This is a genomic window from Terrisporobacter muris, assembly GCF_024621905.1.
Lineage (GTDB): Bacteria > Bacillota > Clostridia > Peptostreptococcales > Peptostreptococcaceae > Terrisporobacter > Terrisporobacter muris.
This window is the reverse complement of record NZ_JANKBY010000046.1, coordinates 1-17,309: the sequence shown is the minus strand read 5'-3', so window position 1 is coordinate 17,309 and position 17,309 is coordinate 1. Positions and strand designations below refer to the sequence as shown.

Below are 17,309 nucleotides of genomic sequence, written 5' to 3'. Positions count from 1 at the left end.
AATGAGTGTTATAATTACTAAAATTAGGATATTTTTTTAACAATTATTAACTTTTAAAAAATTTATAGTATACTATAGTTAATAGCAGAAAAGTTAAAAACAGTTTGGGGAGGTAGTAAAATGAAGCTCTTAACATTTAAAGGAGGAATACATCCTCCATATAATAAAGAGTATACAAATCAAATAGCTTTAAGAAAAGCAGAGGCTCCGAAAGTAGTCTATATACCTCTACAACAACACATAGGAGCGCCAGCAAAGCCTATAGTTGAAGTAGGAGATGAGGTAAAAAAAGGACAAAAAATTGGTGAACCTCAAGGGTTTGTATCAACTTATATACATTCATCTGTTTCAGGAAAAGTTACTGGTATAGAACAACATGAAATTCCAGGAGGAAAAGGACTTTGTGTTGTAATAGAAAATGACTTTAAAGAAGAATTAGATGAAAGTATATCACCAAAAGGGAATTTAGAAACATTAGACTCAAAGGATATTATAAAATATATCCAAGAAGCAGGAATTGTTGGAATGGGTGGAGCAACATTCCCAACTCATGTTAAATTATCACCACCACCAGATACAAAGATTGATGTTGTTATTTTAAATGGTGCGGAATGCGAACCATACCTTACAGCTGACCATAGACTTATGGTAGAAAATCCAGAAGACGTTGTTCTTGGCATTAGAGTAATAATGAAAGCGTTAAATGTCAAAAAAGGTTATATTGGTATAGAAGTCAATAAACCAGATGCTATAGAAGCTGTGACATCAGCTGCTAAGGAATTTCCTGAAGTAGAAGTTGTAGGACTTGAAATAAAATACCCTCAAGGGGCAGAAAAACAATTAATATATGCTTGTACGGGAAGAGAAGTTCCATCGGGGGCTTTACCATCAGCTGCAGGGGCAGTGGTTGATAACGTTGGAACAGCAGCTCAAATAGCAAAAACTATTAAGACAGGACTACCGTTAATAGAAAGAATTACAACAGTAACAGGAAGTTGTATAAAAGAACCTGCAAACTTAATAACAAAAATAGGTACAGTAGTTTCTGAAATAATTGATCAATGTGGCGGATTTAAAGAAGATGTAAAAGTAGGTAAATTTATAATGGGTGGACCTATGATGGGTATGACTCAATATACAACAAATATAGTTACTAACAAAGGTTCTTCAGGGATACTATGTATATCGGAAGAAGAAGCCAAAATAGATGAGCCAAGTAACTGTTTAAGATGTGGTAGATGCACAGATGTATGTCCAGCATTTTTACAACCGTTATATATAAGTGCTAATTCTTTAAAAGGTGACTTTGAAAGAGCGGCTGAACACAGAGCCCTTGATTGTATAGAATGTGGATCTTGCTCATTTATATGTCCAGCAAGAAGACCGTTAGTAGAATCTATAAGAAATGCTAAAAGACAAATTCAAGCTATGAGAAGAAAACAACAAGCGGCTAACAAATAATAGTTAGGGGGAAATAATATGGAAAACAAATTTATTGTATCATCATCACCTCATATTAGAAGCAATGAAGATACGTCTTATATAATGAAACAAGTAGTACTTGCCCTTGTACCAGCAGCGCTTGCTGCAGTGTATTTTTTTAGAATTAATGCATTATTTGTAATGTTCTTTTGTATACTGGGTACAGTTGGGTCAGAATTTTTATGGCAAAAAATAACTAAACAAAAAAGTACTGTAGGAGATTTTTCTGCAGTAGTAACAGGATTATTACTTGCATTTAACGTTCCAGCAGCACTTCCATGGTGGATGTGTATATTAGGTGGGGCATTTGCAATAATAGTTGTAAAAATGGTATTTGGAGGAATTGGGAATAACTTTGTTAACCCAGCCCTTGCAGGTAGAGCTTTCTTACTTGCATCATTCCCAGTAGCTATGACAGCTTGGACAAAAACAGGAGTAAACTGGGTGAGTAGTGGAAGTTTAGATGCGGTATCAACTGCAACACCACTTAGCTTTTTAAAAGCAGGAGCAGCTGGGCTTGAACCATTAAAAGAAAGTGGAGTGTCGTTAGTAGACATGGCACTAGGTAATATAGGTGGCTGCATAGGTGAAACATGTGCGATTTTAATACTTCTAGGTGGGGTTTATCTAATTTATAAAGGAATAATTTCATATATCATGCCAGTATGTTATTTAGGTACAATATTTATATTAAGTTTCTTATTAGGTGGATTCAATCTTGAGTTCGCAATGTTCCAAATTTTAGCTGGTGGTGTTATGTTAGGTGCATTCTTCATGTTAACTGACTATACTACATCACCAATGACGAAAAAAGGACAAATTATATATGCTGTTTTAGCAGGTGTAATTGCAACAGTAATCAGATTATATGGTGGATATCCAGAAGGATGTTCATATTCAATATTATTAGCTAACGTTGTTACTCCATTAATAGATAAATTTGTAAATAACAGAGTATTTGGGGAGGTGGCTAAGAGTGAATAGCATATTAAAATTAGGATTAAACTTATTTGTTATTTGTGCAGTTGCAGCAGGTCTTTTAGCTGGAACAAACCAAATTACAGCTCCTTTGATAGAACAAAGAAATGAACAAGCTAATAATGAAGCAAGAAAAACTGTACTTTCAGATGCTAGTGAATTTAAACTTTTAGATAATAGTAAATATAAAAGTGTTTCTGATGTAGAGGTAGTAGAAGTTTATGAAGGATTAAATGGTTCTGATGTATCAGGATACACTATCAAAGTTCTTCCAAAAGGATATGGTGGAGAAATTGAACTTATGGTAGGTATAAAAGCAGATGGAAGTATATCAGGAGTTAATATAGGAAACATGACTGAGACTCCAGGCCTTGGTGCTAAAGCTCAAGAAGAGGCTTTTTATGGTCAATATGCAGGAAAACCAGCTACAGAGCTTAGTGTTATAAAAAGTGGGGCTGCAGGAGAAACAGAAATACAAGCAATATCAGGAGCTACTATTACATCTAAGGCTGTAACAACTGGAGTTAATGCAGCAGTAGAAGTATATGATAGCATCAGTAAATAGGATAGGGGGAAAACATTATGAGTCTAGGAAAGATATTTAAAAATGGTATTATAGACGAAAACCCAACCTTTGTTCAAGTTATAGGTATGTGTCCGACTCTAGCTGTAACAAGTTCTGCAATAAATGGTATAGGTATGGGTCTTTCAACAGCAATAGTTTTAGCATGTTCAAATATAGCTATATCATTACTTAGAAAAGTAATACCAGATAAAATAAGAATACCAGCATTTATAGTTGTAATAGCAACTTTTGTTACAATAGTTCAAATGGTCTTAAAAGCTTTTGTGCCAGCACTAGATCAAGCTCTTGGATTATATATTCCGTTAATAGTTGTTAACTGTATAATATTAGCTCGTGCAGAAAGTTTCGCATCTAAAAATGGACCAATGGAATCTGCAGTTGATGGTATAGGAATGGGACTTGGATTTACTTTAGGCCTTACAATATTAGGGGCAGTTAGAGAATTATTAGGGGCAGGATCAATATTTGGTTTAAGTATATTTGGTGCTTCTTATCAACCAGCTTTATTATTTATACTACCTCCAGGTGCATTCTTAACTTTAGGTTTCTTAATGGCACTATTTAATAAAGTAGTAAAGAAAAAAGCGTAATTAAGGGGGAAGTCATATGAATTATATATTATTATTTCTAAGTATTGTACTTGTTAATAACGTTATAACATCACAATTCTTAGGTATATGTCCTTTCTTAGGTGTTTCTAAGAAAATAGATACGGCAGTAGGTATGGGGGTTGCAGTTACCTTTGTTTTAGCATTAGCATCTGTAATCACGTATTTTATACAAAAAATACTTAATATAACATCAACTGGATATTTACAAACGATTGCTTTTATTTTAGTAATTGCTTCCATAGTTCAGTTTGTTGAAATGGTTATAAAAAAGATGAGTCCGGCATTATATCAAGCACTTGGTGTATATCTACCACTTATAACAACTAACTGTGCTGTACTTGGTATTGCATTAGTCAATGTACAAAATAATTATAATTTAGTAGCTACATTGATTAATGGTACAGGTGCAGGTGTTGGTTTTACGCTAGCTATAGTATTGTTCGCAGGAATAAGGGAAAGACTAGAATTAGCTGATATACCAGAAAGTTTCCAAGGGTACCCAATAACATTAATAGCAGCAGCTTTAATGTCAATAGCTTTCTTAGGATTCACAGGATTAATACAATTATAAAATAGGGGGGTGATTTTGTGAGTATAATAAAAGCAATTTTACTTTTAGGTGGATTAGGATTAATATTCGGAGCAATACTAGCCTATGCATCTAAAAAATTCGCCGTTGAAGTAGATGAAAAAGAAGAAAAAATACTTGCAGTACTTCCTGGAGCAAACTGCGGTGGTTGTGGATTCCCAGGATGTGGAGGATTAGCAGCTGCAATAGCAAAAGGAGATGCGCCAGTTAATGGATGTCCAGTTGGTGGAGCAGATGTAGCTGCCAAAGTTGGAGAAATAATGGGTGTAGCGGCAGATAGTGGAGAAAGAATGGTAGCAGCAGTAAAATGTAGTGGTACATGTGACAAAGCAAAAGATAAATATGAACATCAAGGTTTAAAAGATTGTAGAGCGGCGGCAGCTTTAATTGGTGGGTCAAAAGCTTGTAGTGCAGGATGTTTAGGATTTGGAACATGCGTATCTGTATGTAAATTTGATGCTATTAAAATAGAAAATGGAGTAGCAGTAGTAGATGAAGAAAAATGTGTGAATTGTGGAAAATGTAAAGAAGCATGTCCAAAAGGTTTAATAGTAGAAAAACCAGCTAGTAAAGAAGTGTTTGTAAAATGTAACAGTCATGAATTTGGGAAAGCAGTAAAAGTAAACTGTTCGGCAGGTTGTATCGGATGTGGAGCTTGTGCAAAAGTTTGTCCAGTTGAGGCTATAACTTTAGATAACAAGCTTGCAGTAATAGATCAAGAAAAGTGTATAGGATGTAAAGTCTGTGTGGCAAAATGTCCAACAAAGGTTATATCAGGTGATGTTAGCGACAGAAGAAAAGTTACTATAGATGAAGAAAAATGTATAGGATGTACTGCTTGTGCAAGACAATGTAAGTTCGGTGCAATAGAAGGTGAAAAGAAACAAGCACATAAAATTGATCAAGATAAATGTAAAGGCTGTCACTTATGTTTACCAAAATGTAAAAAAGGTGCAATGAGTTTAGTTGATGAAGAAGTTAAAGCAACAAACTAGTTAAATATGCAAGATAAAATAGATATTAAAATAATCTAAATATGGTTAGAATAAAGGTATGGAAATAATCCATACCTTTATTTTTATTCAAAATCAAACCATAAAAGCTTTATAATTATTTAAAAGAAAAATCATAAATATAACAATTATGTAATTAAAAGACTCGATATTAACATTGAAATTTTTACAATATAATGATAAACTTAATTAGTACAAAAATAAAGTACGAGGTGAGGTGAGATAATGGATATAATATTAGCATCGAAATCACCTAGAAGAAGAGAAATCTTAGGAAATACTAAGGTGAGATTTTCCGTAAAAGAAAGTCAAATTGATGAAATAATCAAAGCAAATGAATCACCAAAAGAAACAGTAATGAGGCTTGCATACGAAAAAGCATTAGATGTGGCAAGTAGCAATAATGACTCACTAGTAATTGGTGCAGATACAATTGTTGTCATAAATGAACAAATTTTAGGAAAACCTAGAAATGAAGAAGAGGCATATAATATGATTAAGTTATTGTCGGGAAAAACTCATTATGTAATTACTGGTTTCGCTTTGATAAATTTAAGCTTAAACAAAAAAGTTATTGATTGTGAGGTTAGTCAAGTAACTTTTAAAGAATTATCCGAAGAATGTATAAAAGATTATATAAATACAAAAGAGTCTTTAGATAAAGCTGGAGCTTATGGAATACAAGGGTATGGAGGGTTATTAGTTAAAAATATTCAAGGTGATTATTTTAATATAGTAGGACTTCCAATATCAAAAATAAGTGACTGCTTAAAGGATTACTTTAAAATAAATCTTTTTACGGAGGGTGATTTATCTGAAAAAGTCTTCTAATTCATTAACGACAATTAGAGATATGACATTAGAAGAAAGACCAAGAGAAAAAATGATTCTAAATGGAGCAAATTGTTTATCTGATGCAGAATTATTAGCTATACTTATAAGAACTGGTACTAAAGAATTAAATGCAATTCAACTAGGTCAAGCCATAATAGATAAAGCTGATAATATTAGATATTTACAAGACTTAACTTTTGAAGAATTAAAAAGTATTAATGGTATAGGTCAAACTAAAGCACTTCAAATCAAGGCAGCTTTAGAATTAGCCAATAGGATAGCATCCTATAAGCCATTAAAATACAAAATCAAAAATCCTTGGGATATATATAAATACTATATGGAGAGTTTAAGATATCAATATAAAGAAATTTTTAAGGTAGTTCTTTTAAATACAAAAAATGAAATAATAACTGATGTGGACATTTCTATAGGAACATTAAATTCATCCCTTGTTCATCCTAGAGAAGTTTTTAGGGAGGCTATAAGAAGAAGTAGTAATAAAATTATTTTGCTACATAACCATCCTTCTGGAAATGCAGAACCTTCAAAAGAAGACAAAAGTATAACTAATAGGTTGAAAGATTGTGGTGAACTTATGGGTATAGAGGTCATAGATCATATCATAATAGGGGACGGAGTTTATTTCAGTTTTAAGGAGAATATGTTGATTTAATAAGAATAAAGTAAGGAAGGTGCATGAGAATGGCTAAAGAAAAAAAGGAAAAAAAAGGTTTTAAATCTTTATTTGGATTTGGAAAAATGACTAAGGACATGGGTATCGACTTAGGTACTGCAAATACATTAGTTTATATAAAAGGACAAGGAATAGTAGTAAGAGAACCATCTGTTGTTGCTATAAGGGATGATAGTAAAGCAGTTTTAGCAGTTGGTGAAGAAGCAAAAAGAATGATAGGTAGAACACCAGGAAATATAGTAGCTATAAGACCAATGAAAGATGGAGTTATAGCTGATTTTGATGTTACTCAATCAATGTTAAGCTACTTTATACAAAAAGCTGCAGCTAAAAAAGGAGTAGTATCTCCAAGAATAGCTATATGTGTACCTTTTGGTGTAACAGAAGTTGAAAAAAGAGCAATAGAAGAAGCTGCAAGACAAGCTGGAGCTAAAGATGCATTCTTAATAGAAGAACCAATGGCAGCTGCAATAGGAGCTGGGCTTAGAATAGAAGAGCCAGAAGGAAATATGGTAGTAGATATCGGTGGTGGTACATCAGAAATAGCTATAATATCATTAGGTGGTATAGTTACAGCTAAATCAATAAGACTAGGTGGAGACGAACTAGACGAAGCGATAGTTAGCTATGTAAAAAAAGAGTACAGCTTAATGATAGGTGAGAGAACTGCTGAAGAGGTAAAAATAAGAATAGGTTCTGCATACAAAGAGGGCGAAGAAGTTGAAATGGAAATAAGAGGTAGGGATTTAATATCTGGACTTCCAAAAACTATGCAAATATCTTCATCAGAAGTAAGAGATGCTTTAAGAGAACCAGTTAATTCTATAGTAGATGGAATTAAATCAACATTAGAAAAGACTCCGCCAGAGTTAGCTTCAGACATTATGGAAAATGGAATCATGTTAACTGGAGGGGGAGCTCTACTTAAAGGACTTGATAAATTAGTTAAAGAAGAAACTGGAATGCCAGTTAAAATAGCAGAAAATCCATTAGATTGTGTTGCTATAGGTACTGGTAAATCAGTAGAAGATGCAGAAATATTTGAAAAAGTACTAATGATGAACAATAAAAAGTAATAAAGTAGGTGCTGACCTTGAAGTTTGAAAATAATAATAAAAACAAGAAAAAGGTTAATTTTAAAGTGATAGCAACAGGTGTAGTTGCTATCACTTTAATTGGAATTGTAGGGATGTCTATTGGAAGAAGTGGAGGAAGTAATCCTCTAGGAACCAATGTAGGAATGACTGCAATATCTACCATAGGAAGTAGTATTAACAGTGGATTTACCTTTATAAAAAGTGGCTTTGAAAATGTGATAAATTTCCAAAAAAATGCGAAAAAAGCTGAGAGTTTGGAAAAAGAAAATAGTAAATTACAACAGGAAGTAATTGATCTACAAAATAAATTGGATGACGTTCAATCATTGCAAAGTTTAAAAACCGCATTAAACTTTGTTGATGAAAAATATGTTGCTAAAACTTTATCAGCAAAAGTAGTTAGTAAAAATGATGGAAACTGGTATTCAAGCTTTGTTGTATCTGCTGGAAGTAAAGATGGCGTGAAAAAGGACAGTTTAGTCATGAATGGTAACGGACTAGTAGGTATAGTATATGAAGTGTCTGAAAACTATTGTAAAGTTATTTCCTTATTAGATACAAAATCATCAGTAAGTTTTAAGTTAGCAAAGAACTCTGAATTTAAGGGGATTATTACATATGGTGAAAATATAGACGAAAAAACAGACTATAGAGACAATGGGTTATTACAAGGATATATGTTTGACTCTAATTATGATGTATTACCGGGTGATGTAGTTACGACATCAGGCCTTGGAATATTCCCAGAGGGAATCGTTATAGGTAAAGTAGGAAAGGTAATAGAGGATAAAAATAACTCATTAAAATATGTAATAGTAAAACCAAATGTTGATTTCAAAAATATAGACGATGTTGTAATCGTTGAACCAAGAAATATAAACTAGAGGGGACATCAACAATGAAAAAAGTTTACCTTTGTCTTTTGGGAATAGCTATACTGATATTAGAAAATAGCATAACTAATTATATAACTATATTTGGAGTAACAATAGATTTTCTTTTGATTTTCTTAACGATTATATCTTTGTACCTAGATGACCTAGAAAGTAGTATTATAGGGGCAGTATTAGGGTTATTAAAAGATATAAGCGTTGGTGGAATATTTGGGGTAAATGGTCTAATTTACTTTTTGATATGCTACATAATTAGTTATTCAAGAAAAAAAATATACAAAGAAAGTAAGGTTACTATATTTACATTAATTTTAGCAACAACTATATTTAGTTCTGTGTTAAATATATTAGCATCTATTGTTGTTTATAGTAGTTTTACTACTGTAAGATTGATGATAAGAGGTATAGTAATATTACCAATTTTAAATAGTATAATGGCCTTAATCTTATATAAGGCTTTCGATAAATCAATATTAAAACTTAAAGAAGATTAGTTGGTGATTTAATGGATGAAAAGAAAATTAATGATAGATGTAGGATAATAAAAAATGTGTTTCTTTTTGCCTTTTTAGTTATAATAATTAAAATTTTATATATGAATATAATAAAATATGATTATTATACAAGTTTAGCCGATAATAAAACATATAAAGAAGTTACTATAAAAGCGGCTAGGGGGGAAATTAGAGACAGATATGGAAGATTACTTGCTGGAAATGAAAATCAGTTTACTGTTCAAGTATCAATCAATAAATTAACAAAAAATGATACAAAAGAAGATAAGTCACAAGGAAATAATATTTCTCTAAAACTTATTAATTTATTAGAAAAAAATGAAGAAAAGTATACAGATGAGTTTCCTATAGTAATTGAAGATGGGAAATACTATTATACTTATGATGAAAATATAAAGCAATATAAGGAAAATAATAATATTCCGCAAGATTTAAATGCTAAAGAATCATTTTATTATTTAGTAGATCAATTAATATCTGATGGAAAATTATCGGAAGAAGATAGAAGTTTAAAGGCAACAGAGTTACAAAAAAAAGTAAATGAGGCTGGGTACTATCCACCAATACTTGTATCAACATGGACATTTACAGAAGATAAAGAAAAGAATGACTGGCTTGAAGGATACAAAGTGGATAAATGGCTGGAAGAAAATAATTTAAAATCTAGTCAGCTTAATGCAAAATTAGCATTTAAAGCAATTAGAGACTATTATTTAATAGATTCTAGCATAAGTGATGAAGAAGCTAGAAAAATATTAATAGTTAGAGACCTTATAAAGTCTCAAGGCTATACGAAATATAAACCAGTAACAATAGCAACAGATATAAATGAAACGACAATAGCAACTATAAAAGAAATGGCTCTTGAACTTCCAGGAATATCTGTATCCAATGAACCGGTTAGAACGTATCCAAACGGTACGTTAGCAGCACATATTCTTGGATATTTGGGAAAAATACCTTCTACTCAAGAAGAAGAGTATTTGAATAATACAGAAGAAAAATACTCTAAAGATGATATAGTAGGACTTTCTGGAGTAGAAAAAACACAAGAAAGTAAATTACATGGAACGGATGGATATAAAAAAGTTAAGGTTGATGCTGTAGGTAATATAACTGAAGAGTTAGAAGTTGTTGAGCCTACTTCAGGAGATACAGTATATCTTACAATAGATAAAGATTTGCAAGAAGTAACAGAAAAAGCTTTAGAAAAGACTCTTAAAGTATTACGTGATGGCGGAGTTTATGAAAGTGACTATGGAAATATAAGCGTTGCTGGTGGAAATAAAAATGCTAAATCAGGTGCTGTTATAGTTACAGATGTAAATACTGGTGAAGTTTTAGCTTCGGCATCTTATCCTACTTATGATCCAAACTTATTTGTATCTGGAATATCATCGGATGATTATGCTGCTTTACAACCAGAAAATACAAATGACTTACTTGCTCCTGCACCACTATTAAATTTGGTTACTCAAGGGTTATTCCAGCCTGGTTCAACATTTAAAATGATTACAGGTATGGCAGCTCTAGAAAATGGTTTAAACCCAGAATATAGCATAAGTGACCCAGGGGTTATTTGGCTAGGCTCAGGATCATCAAAAAAATCTTATGGTGATGCTGTATGGAATAAAAGTAGAAGCAAGCATGGTGTTACAAACCTTTATAAAGCTTTACAAGAATCTTGTAATATTTATTTCTATACTATAGGTTCAGGAGAAAATAGAGTTGGTGGGTCTGATCCTAATGCTAAAATAGGTCCAGAAGAAGTAATGGAATATGCTAAGCTATTTGGTTTAGACGAGCGTACAGGATTATATGAAGATTTAGGAACTGAAAGTGAAGGTACAGTGCCTAGTGAGGAAGCCAAAATTCAATCTACAAAATCTATGTTAAAAACATATTTAAATAAAGTTATGAAAAATAGCTTTACAGATATAACTAAGGATGAAAATCCTGAAGAATTTGCAACGAGAATTCAGCAAATTGCAAATTGGTGTGAAGAAGAAACTACACCAGGAAAAGCTGAAGTTCTAAAAAGATTAGAAGAACTTAAAGTTAAAGAAGATGATTCAGAAACTTTAGCAGATGAGATAGTGTATACTTACTTAAACTTCTCAAAATGGACTACATCAGATGCATTTAACTTAGCTATTGGACAAGGTGAAAATGCTTATACTACAGCTCAAGTAGTTAGATATATTTCGGCAATAGCAAAAGGAGGAACATTAAATAAACTTTATGTTGTTCAAAAATCTATATCATCTGACTATAGCCAAGTAGAAGTAAAAGAAACTGAATCTGAAAAAATAGATTTCAAAGATGATGATAACTTGAAAGATATAATTATAGGTATGAAAAGAGTTGTAACAGAAGGTACAGCTAAAAAAATATTAGGTGATCTTGATGTTTCTATAGCAGCTAAGACTGGTACAGCCGAAAAAAGTACTAAGATACCAACTGATAATGAATATGAGTATCTTATGAGTCATTTATCATCATATAATGTAGACAAAGATGAAGTGTTAGAGGTATATTATAAATTAAGAGCTGAAAGAGAAAAAGAATTAACTCAAGCAAGAATTGCTGAAATTAAGGAACAATTAGAAAGTAAAGATATTGATGATGAAACTAAGGCAGAACTAGAACAAGAGTTAAAAGAAGGTGTTTCTGAAAAATTACCTGACGACAATGATAGAATAAATGCAGCTTATTTAAGAAAAGCAATAAAAGAACTTAATCATAATATAACTGATGATGATATAGATGCATTTAAAGAAACATATGGTGATTTTGGGTGGTCAGCAGCTTTTGCACCAGCTGATGATCCAGAAATAGCGATATGTGTTATGATACCACAAGGTAACTCAGGGACTTATGCAACATTACCTATGAGAGATATTATAGGATATTACATGGGTCTAAGTGGTAAATCTTCTAATGATACAAATAGTAATACAAAAGATGAGACAGCAGAAGGAAATGACAATAATTCAGGAGAAGATATCATAAATTTTTCGACACAATTGAAAAAATAAAAGGTGATTAAGATATTTATGAAGAATATAGTAAATAAATTAATATCACTCTGGAGGTTGTTATGTCTTTTAGGAAATATTCCACAGAAGAGCTTATAGAGTTTAAAGGAAATAAAAAAGGGCTTATTATCAATATTAAAAAAGTAGCACCATTTGAACAAGTAAAACAAAGTATAGTAGATAGATTAGAAGAAAATGTTGGTTTTTTTAATGGGGCGAAAATATATCAAATCAATAGTGATTATTTAAATGATGTTCATATGATGATGATAAAAGAATCTATAACATCAAGGTTTGATATAGAATTTGTTGAAGAAGAAAAAGAAAGTTATATTAACACTTATGAAACAAAGTATGTGGATACTATGAGATCTGGGGAAAATATAGTCTTCGATGGTGATGTTGTGGTAATGAGTGATATGAACCCTGGTTCACAAGTTAGTTCCACTAGAAATGTTGTTATCATGGGGAATATGCATTCTGGAGCTAAAGTAGTTGCTAATGGAAATATTGTAGTAATGGGTGAAGTACGAGGGTTTGTTCATGCAGGAGCCAAAGGAAACAATTCGGCTTATGTTATAGCAAATAGTTTATGTCCTAAAATATTGCAAATAGCAGATAATATTGCAGAGGCGCCAGAGGATGATTATGAGGAATCTAAGGATGATAAAAAAATTATTCCTGAGATAGCCTTTGTGAGTAAAGACAGAATTGTTATTGAAAGCTTTTTACCTAAAACTTTAAAAAACAAGGAAATATATAGGGGGTAGTATAATGAGCGAGGTCATAGTTATAACTTCAGGCAAAGGTGGAGTTGGCAAAACAACAACTGTAGCTAACTTAGGTACAGCACTTAGTTTAGAAAACAAAAGAACAGTTGTGGTAGATGCAGATATAGGACTTAGAAACTTAGATGTAGTTATGGGTCTAGAAAACAGAATAGTTTATGATATGGTAGATGTAGTAGAGGGAACATGTAAGTTAAAACAAGCATTAATAAAAGATAAAAGATTTGAAAATCTATACTTATTACCCGCTGCACAAACAAGAGATAAAAATGCTGTAACTGTAGAGCAAATGTCACAGCTTTGTGAAAAATTAAAAGAAAGTTTTGATTATGTAATAATAGATTGTCCTGCAGGAATTGAGCAAGGATTTAAAAATGCAATAGCTGGAGCAAATAGAGCTATTGTTGTTACAAATCCTGAAGTATCTGCTGTTAGAGATGCAGACAGAATAATCGGATTATTAGAAGCTAATGAAATTGGTGATATTAGATTAATAATTAATAGAATAAGACAAGACATGGTTAAACGCGGAGATATGATGGACAAGCAAGACATAGTCGAAATATTAGCTATAGACTTAATTGGTATAGTTCCAGATGACGAAAGTATAATCATATCAACAAATAAAGGTGAACCAGCTATACTTGATACAAAATCAAATGCGGGTAAAGCTTATAAAAATATTGCTCAAAGAATATTAGGTAATAATATACCAATAATGGAAGTTGAACAAGAAACTAACTTCTTTGGAAGAATCAAAAAAATGTTTGGCGTAGCTAAATAGAATAGGGGGATATTCATGTTTGATCTTTTTAAAGCATTTTCAAGTGAAAATAAGACTAGCAAGAACGTAGCAAAAGAAAGGTTAAAATTAGTTCTTGTACATGACAGGGTAGACTGTTCTCCACAACTTTTAAATATGATTAAAGATGATATATTAAAAGTTATTTCTAACTATGCTGATATAGAAGAAGATGGTCTAGAGATAAAAATGTCTAAAACAAGAAGTGAGAACGGAGACAGACCAGTATCTGCCTTAGTTGCAAATATACCACTTAAGAATTTAAAAGACAGAAAGATATAAATTGGTCTTAATAAAGGGGGATATACTTAAGGTATATTCCCTATTTAATTCGTGAGAACTTAATGTTTATTTCTATACTAGAAAGACGGTGACAAATTGGTTAAATATAAAAATAGTTTAAAGTTATTGAAACAATTGGATTGGAAGTTAATTGCAACACTTATAGTAATTTTTACTTTTGGTATTGTTATATTAAGTAGTGCTACTCATGTAAATCAAACTGGAGATTATTCGAGATTAATAAAACAAAGTGTAGCATTTGTTTTAGGAATCGGAGTAATTATATTCATACTTCTTTTTGATTATAATTTTTTAGGACAATATTACAAAGAAATGTATGTTGCAAGTGTTGTATTATTAGTAATTGTTCTGATTCCTGGAATAGGAAAGAATAGAGGTGGTGCTATGTCGACATTGTCATTTGGACCACTTGATTTACAAACAGCAGAAGTCGTGAAATTTACTTTTATATTAAGTTATGCAAAAATTGTAGAGTTAAAAAAAGGAAGGATGGATAATTTAAAAGATATAACAAGACTATTAATGTATGCAGCGCCTATAATTGGCTTACTAATTGCCCAACCAGACTTAGGTACAGCAATAGTATTTTGTTGCATAATTGCAGGTATAATATTTACAGCTGGAATTGACTACAAAATATTGAGAAAAGCAATAATAGTAGGAATTATAGCTCTTCCTCTTGTATATTTAAGTATAGATGATTATCAGCAAGCAAGAATACTAGGTTTTCTACACCCAGAGGATACAAGTATACAAGGTAACTATCAAGTTATGCAGTCTAATATAGCCATAGGTTCAGGAGGATTTACTGGTAAAGGTCTTTTTAAAGGGACACAAAACCAAGAAGACTTTCTGCCTATACAAGATAGTGACTTTATATTTGCAGTTGTAGGAGAAGAGTTAGGTGTAATTGGTATGGTTTCCTTAATAGGCTTATATGCATATTTCTTGTACAGAATGTTGAAAATAGCTTCAGAATCAAAGGATGAATATGGAGCGCTGGTAGTAATTGGAGTAATGTCCATGTTTGCGTATCAAATTATTCAAAATATTGGGATGACGGTATCTTTAATACCTGTAACAGGAGTTACTTTGCCATTTTTAAGTTATGGAGGAAGTTCTGTATTAACTTCTATGGCAAGTTTGGGATTAGTCCTAAACATTTATATGAGAAGAAAGAAGATAAACTTCTAATAGATACAATAAAATAAATTAAAAGGGATGTAGGAGTATATTTATTATGATGAATATAGCATTAGTAGCACATGATGAAATGAAAAATACTATGGTAGGATTTTGCATTGGTTATGAACATATTTTAGAAAAGTATGGTATATATGCAACGGGAACTACTGGAAAGAGAATAATGGATGAAACTGGTCTAAAAATAAATAGATTAGCATCGGGGCCACTTGGTGGTGACCAGCAAATTGGTTCACTTATAGTTAATCAAGAAATAGATTTAGTAATCTTTTTAAGAGATCCACTAACTTCTCAAGCTCATGAACCAGATATACAAGCTTTAATTAGGCTTTGCGACGTTTACCATGTGCCAGTGGCAACTAACTTAGCTAGTGCAGAAATTTTTATTAAAGCATTAGATAGGGGAGAGTTCTCTTTTAGAGAAGTAAGAAAAACTACAAGCCAAAGAGTATAATATAAAAAAGGTTAATGTTAATAAAAAACATTAACCTTTTTATTTTTATAAAATTCTATGGCGCCATAAAACTTTATTTAAGATAACTAGCAAATTCTACACCGTAATCGAAACATTCTTTGAATGTATCGTCACTTGGGAAGAATTTCTTTTTAAGTGCTGGTTGAGGTACTTTAAATGCCATAGCTTTAAATAGGTTTTCTGCCATAGAAATACCTTCGCCACTCCATCCATAAGAACCAAATACTCCTGCAATAGTTCCTTTGTTAGCCATTGGATCTATTGATGAGAATAAATCCCACATAGGCTTAACCATAGTTCTGTTGATTGTAGGAGAGCCAACTAAAACTACTTTTGCATTTAATACAGCCCTATGCATTTCTTCGAAAGATAATTTTTCTAAATCATATAACTTAACTTTAACATCTTGAGACAATGCACCTTGTTGTATCTTTTTAGCCATATCAAAAGTATTAGTATAAGCTGATAAATAGAATATAGCCATTTCTCCTTGGTTAGTTTCATCTAAAGCGGCTTTTGACCACTCAACGTATCTAGTAACTTGCTCCATTGGTCTTTCAGATAAAATTGGACCGTGAGAAGTTAATATAGTATCAAAGTCTAATCCTAATTCAACAACTTTATTTACAGCATCTAGAACATATTTTGCGTAAGGTTTAACTATGCAATCATAGTATAACTTTGCTGAATCTAAGTATCCTTCATCATCTATTGCTTTACAATCATATTTTGAATAATGACATCCAAAAGCATCACAAGTTAATAAAACTTTGTCTTCTGGAACATAAGTAAACATTGTATCTGCCCAATGTAAGAAAGGAGCTTGAATAAACTCAAGATTTCTCTTACCTATGTTTAATTTATCACCAGTTTTAACAGTAGTACATTTGAACTCTCTGTTAACTTGGTCTCCTAAGTATAACTTTGCAGCATTTGTACATATAACATGTACATCTGGATTTATATCTAATATATATTTTAAACAACCAGCATGATCTGGCTCAGTGTGATGAATAACTACGTAATCAATATCCTTAATATCAACTAATTCTTGTAAATTACTTAAAAATTCATCCTTAAAATAATCTTTTACAGTATCAAATAACACAACTTTTTCATCTTTTATTAGATAAGAATTGTATGTTGTACCAAATTCTGTTTCCATTATAATGTCAAATATTTTTAAATCCTTATCTACTACACCAGTATAGAATATATCTGGTTTAATTTCAAAAACACTGCTCATTGTAAACCTCCTAAATATAAAAAATCATAGCACAAACTATATATACCCAATCTGATTCGGAATAAAACTAAAAATATGATTAAGATTATTATTTTAGTTATTTATGTTTTTTACTCAGAAAATAAGAAAAAAACTAAATTGGGCATATATAAATGATTT

Annotated in this window: 18 protein-coding genes; 17 read left to right on the top strand and 1 reads right to left on the bottom strand. The window is 31.5% G+C overall.

Annotation, left to right across the window (positions count from 1 at the left end):
* Positions 1 to 120 precede the first annotated feature (120 nt).
* The 17 genes from rsxC to mgsA all read left to right on the top strand — a co-directional run bounded on the left by rsxC (position 121) and on the right by mgsA (position 15,883).
* Positions 121 to 1,461, top strand: coding sequence for an electron transport complex subunit RsxC (gene rsxC / locus NSA58_RS05845; protein ID WP_039680231.1), 1,341 nt, complete (start codon positions 121 to 123; stop codon positions 1,459 to 1,461).
* 18 nt (positions 1,462 to 1,479) lie between these two features.
* Positions 1,480 to 2,466, top strand: coding sequence for an RnfABCDGE type electron transport complex subunit D (locus NSA58_RS05840; protein ID WP_039680232.1), 987 nt, complete (start codon positions 1,480 to 1,482; stop codon positions 2,464 to 2,466).
* Positions 2,459 to 3,025 carry an RnfABCDGE type electron transport complex subunit G gene (locus NSA58_RS05835; RefSeq protein WP_039680233.1) on the top strand — a complete coding sequence of 189 codons (567 nt, stop codon included), beginning with the start codon at positions 2,459 to 2,461 and terminating at the stop codon, positions 3,023 to 3,025. The genes NSA58_RS05840 and NSA58_RS05835 overlap by 8 nt, the downstream gene beginning before the upstream one ends.
* A 17-nt stretch (positions 3,026 to 3,042) precedes the next feature.
* Positions 3,043 to 3,636, top strand: coding sequence for an electron transport complex subunit RsxE (gene rsxE, locus NSA58_RS05830; protein WP_039680234.1), 594 nt, complete (start codon positions 3,043 to 3,045; stop codon positions 3,634 to 3,636).
* Positions 3,637 to 3,652: 16 nt separating this feature from the next.
* Entirely contained in the window at positions 3,653 to 4,228 is a 576-nt protein-coding gene (gene rsxA, locus NSA58_RS05825) for an electron transport complex subunit RsxA (protein WP_039680235.1), read from the top strand.
* Positions 4,229 to 4,245: 17 nt separating this feature from the next.
* Positions 4,246 to 5,241, top strand: coding sequence for an RnfABCDGE type electron transport complex subunit B (locus tag NSA58_RS05820; protein ID WP_257560242.1), 996 nt, complete (start codon positions 4,246 to 4,248; stop codon positions 5,239 to 5,241).
* Between the two features lie 243 nt (positions 5,242 to 5,484).
* Positions 5,485 to 6,090: a Maf family protein gene (locus NSA58_RS05815; RefSeq protein ID WP_257560241.1), complete on the top strand. Its 606-nt coding sequence runs from the start codon at positions 5,485 to 5,487 to the stop codon at positions 6,088 to 6,090.
* Between the two features lie 22 nt (positions 6,091 to 6,112).
* Positions 6,113 to 6,769, top strand: a complete 657-nt coding sequence (radC, locus tag NSA58_RS05810) for a RadC family protein (protein ID WP_257560245.1) — start codon at positions 6,113 to 6,115, stop codon at positions 6,767 to 6,769.
* Positions 6,770 to 6,798: 29 nt separating this feature from the next.
* Positions 6,799 to 7,866 (top strand): rod shape-determining protein, encoded by a 1,068-nt coding sequence (locus NSA58_RS05805; protein ID WP_277613712.1) that lies wholly within the window; start codon positions 6,799 to 6,801, stop codon positions 7,864 to 7,866.
* An 8-nt stretch (positions 7,867 to 7,874) separates the two neighbouring features.
* Positions 7,875 to 8,771, top strand: a complete 897-nt coding sequence (gene mreC / locus NSA58_RS05800; RefSeq protein ID WP_257560240.1) for a rod shape-determining protein MreC — start codon at positions 7,875 to 7,877, stop codon at positions 8,769 to 8,771.
* Positions 8,772 to 8,785: 14 nt separating this feature from the next.
* Complete coding sequence (gene mreD / locus NSA58_RS05795; protein WP_257560239.1) at positions 8,786 to 9,274, top strand: rod shape-determining protein MreD; 489 nt, start codon at positions 8,786 to 8,788, stop codon at positions 9,272 to 9,274.
* An 11-nt stretch (positions 9,275 to 9,285) separates the two neighbouring features.
* Positions 9,286 to 12,333: a penicillin-binding transpeptidase domain-containing protein gene (locus tag NSA58_RS05790; protein WP_257560238.1), complete on the top strand. Its 3,048-nt coding sequence runs from the start codon at positions 9,286 to 9,288 to the stop codon at positions 12,331 to 12,333.
* 62 nt (positions 12,334 to 12,395) lie between these two features.
* Positions 12,396 to 13,103: a septum site-determining protein MinC gene (locus tag NSA58_RS05785; protein WP_257560237.1), complete on the top strand. Its 708-nt coding sequence runs from the start codon at positions 12,396 to 12,398 to the stop codon at positions 13,101 to 13,103.
* Between the two features lie 4 nt (positions 13,104 to 13,107).
* On the top strand, positions 13,108 to 13,905 hold the full coding sequence (minD, locus tag NSA58_RS05780; RefSeq protein ID WP_257560236.1) for a septum site-determining protein MinD: 798 nt from the start codon (positions 13,108 to 13,110) through the stop codon (positions 13,903 to 13,905).
* 15 nt (positions 13,906 to 13,920) lie between these two features.
* The gene (gene minE, locus NSA58_RS05775; protein WP_039680243.1) at positions 13,921 to 14,205 is read left to right on the top strand and encodes a cell division topological specificity factor MinE; all 285 of its coding nucleotides are present in this window, start codon (positions 13,921 to 13,923) and stop codon (positions 14,203 to 14,205) included.
* 96 nt (positions 14,206 to 14,301) lie between these two features.
* Positions 14,302 to 15,420 (top strand): FtsW/RodA/SpoVE family cell cycle protein, encoded by a 1,119-nt coding sequence (locus tag NSA58_RS05770; protein ID WP_257560235.1) that lies wholly within the window; start codon positions 14,302 to 14,304, stop codon positions 15,418 to 15,420.
* A 49-nt stretch (positions 15,421 to 15,469) separates the two neighbouring features.
* Positions 15,470 to 15,883, top strand: a complete 414-nt coding sequence (mgsA, locus tag NSA58_RS05765) for a methylglyoxal synthase (protein WP_257560243.1) — start codon at positions 15,470 to 15,472, stop codon at positions 15,881 to 15,883.
* A 73-nt stretch (positions 15,884 to 15,956) separates the two neighbouring features.
* Here the strand turns inward: mgsA and NSA58_RS05760 are convergent, their stop codons facing one another.
* Complete coding sequence (locus NSA58_RS05760; protein ID WP_257560234.1) at positions 15,957 to 17,150, bottom strand: FprA family A-type flavoprotein; 1,194 nt, start codon at positions 17,148 to 17,150, stop codon at positions 15,957 to 15,959.
* Positions 17,151 to 17,309: the final 159 nt, after the last annotated feature.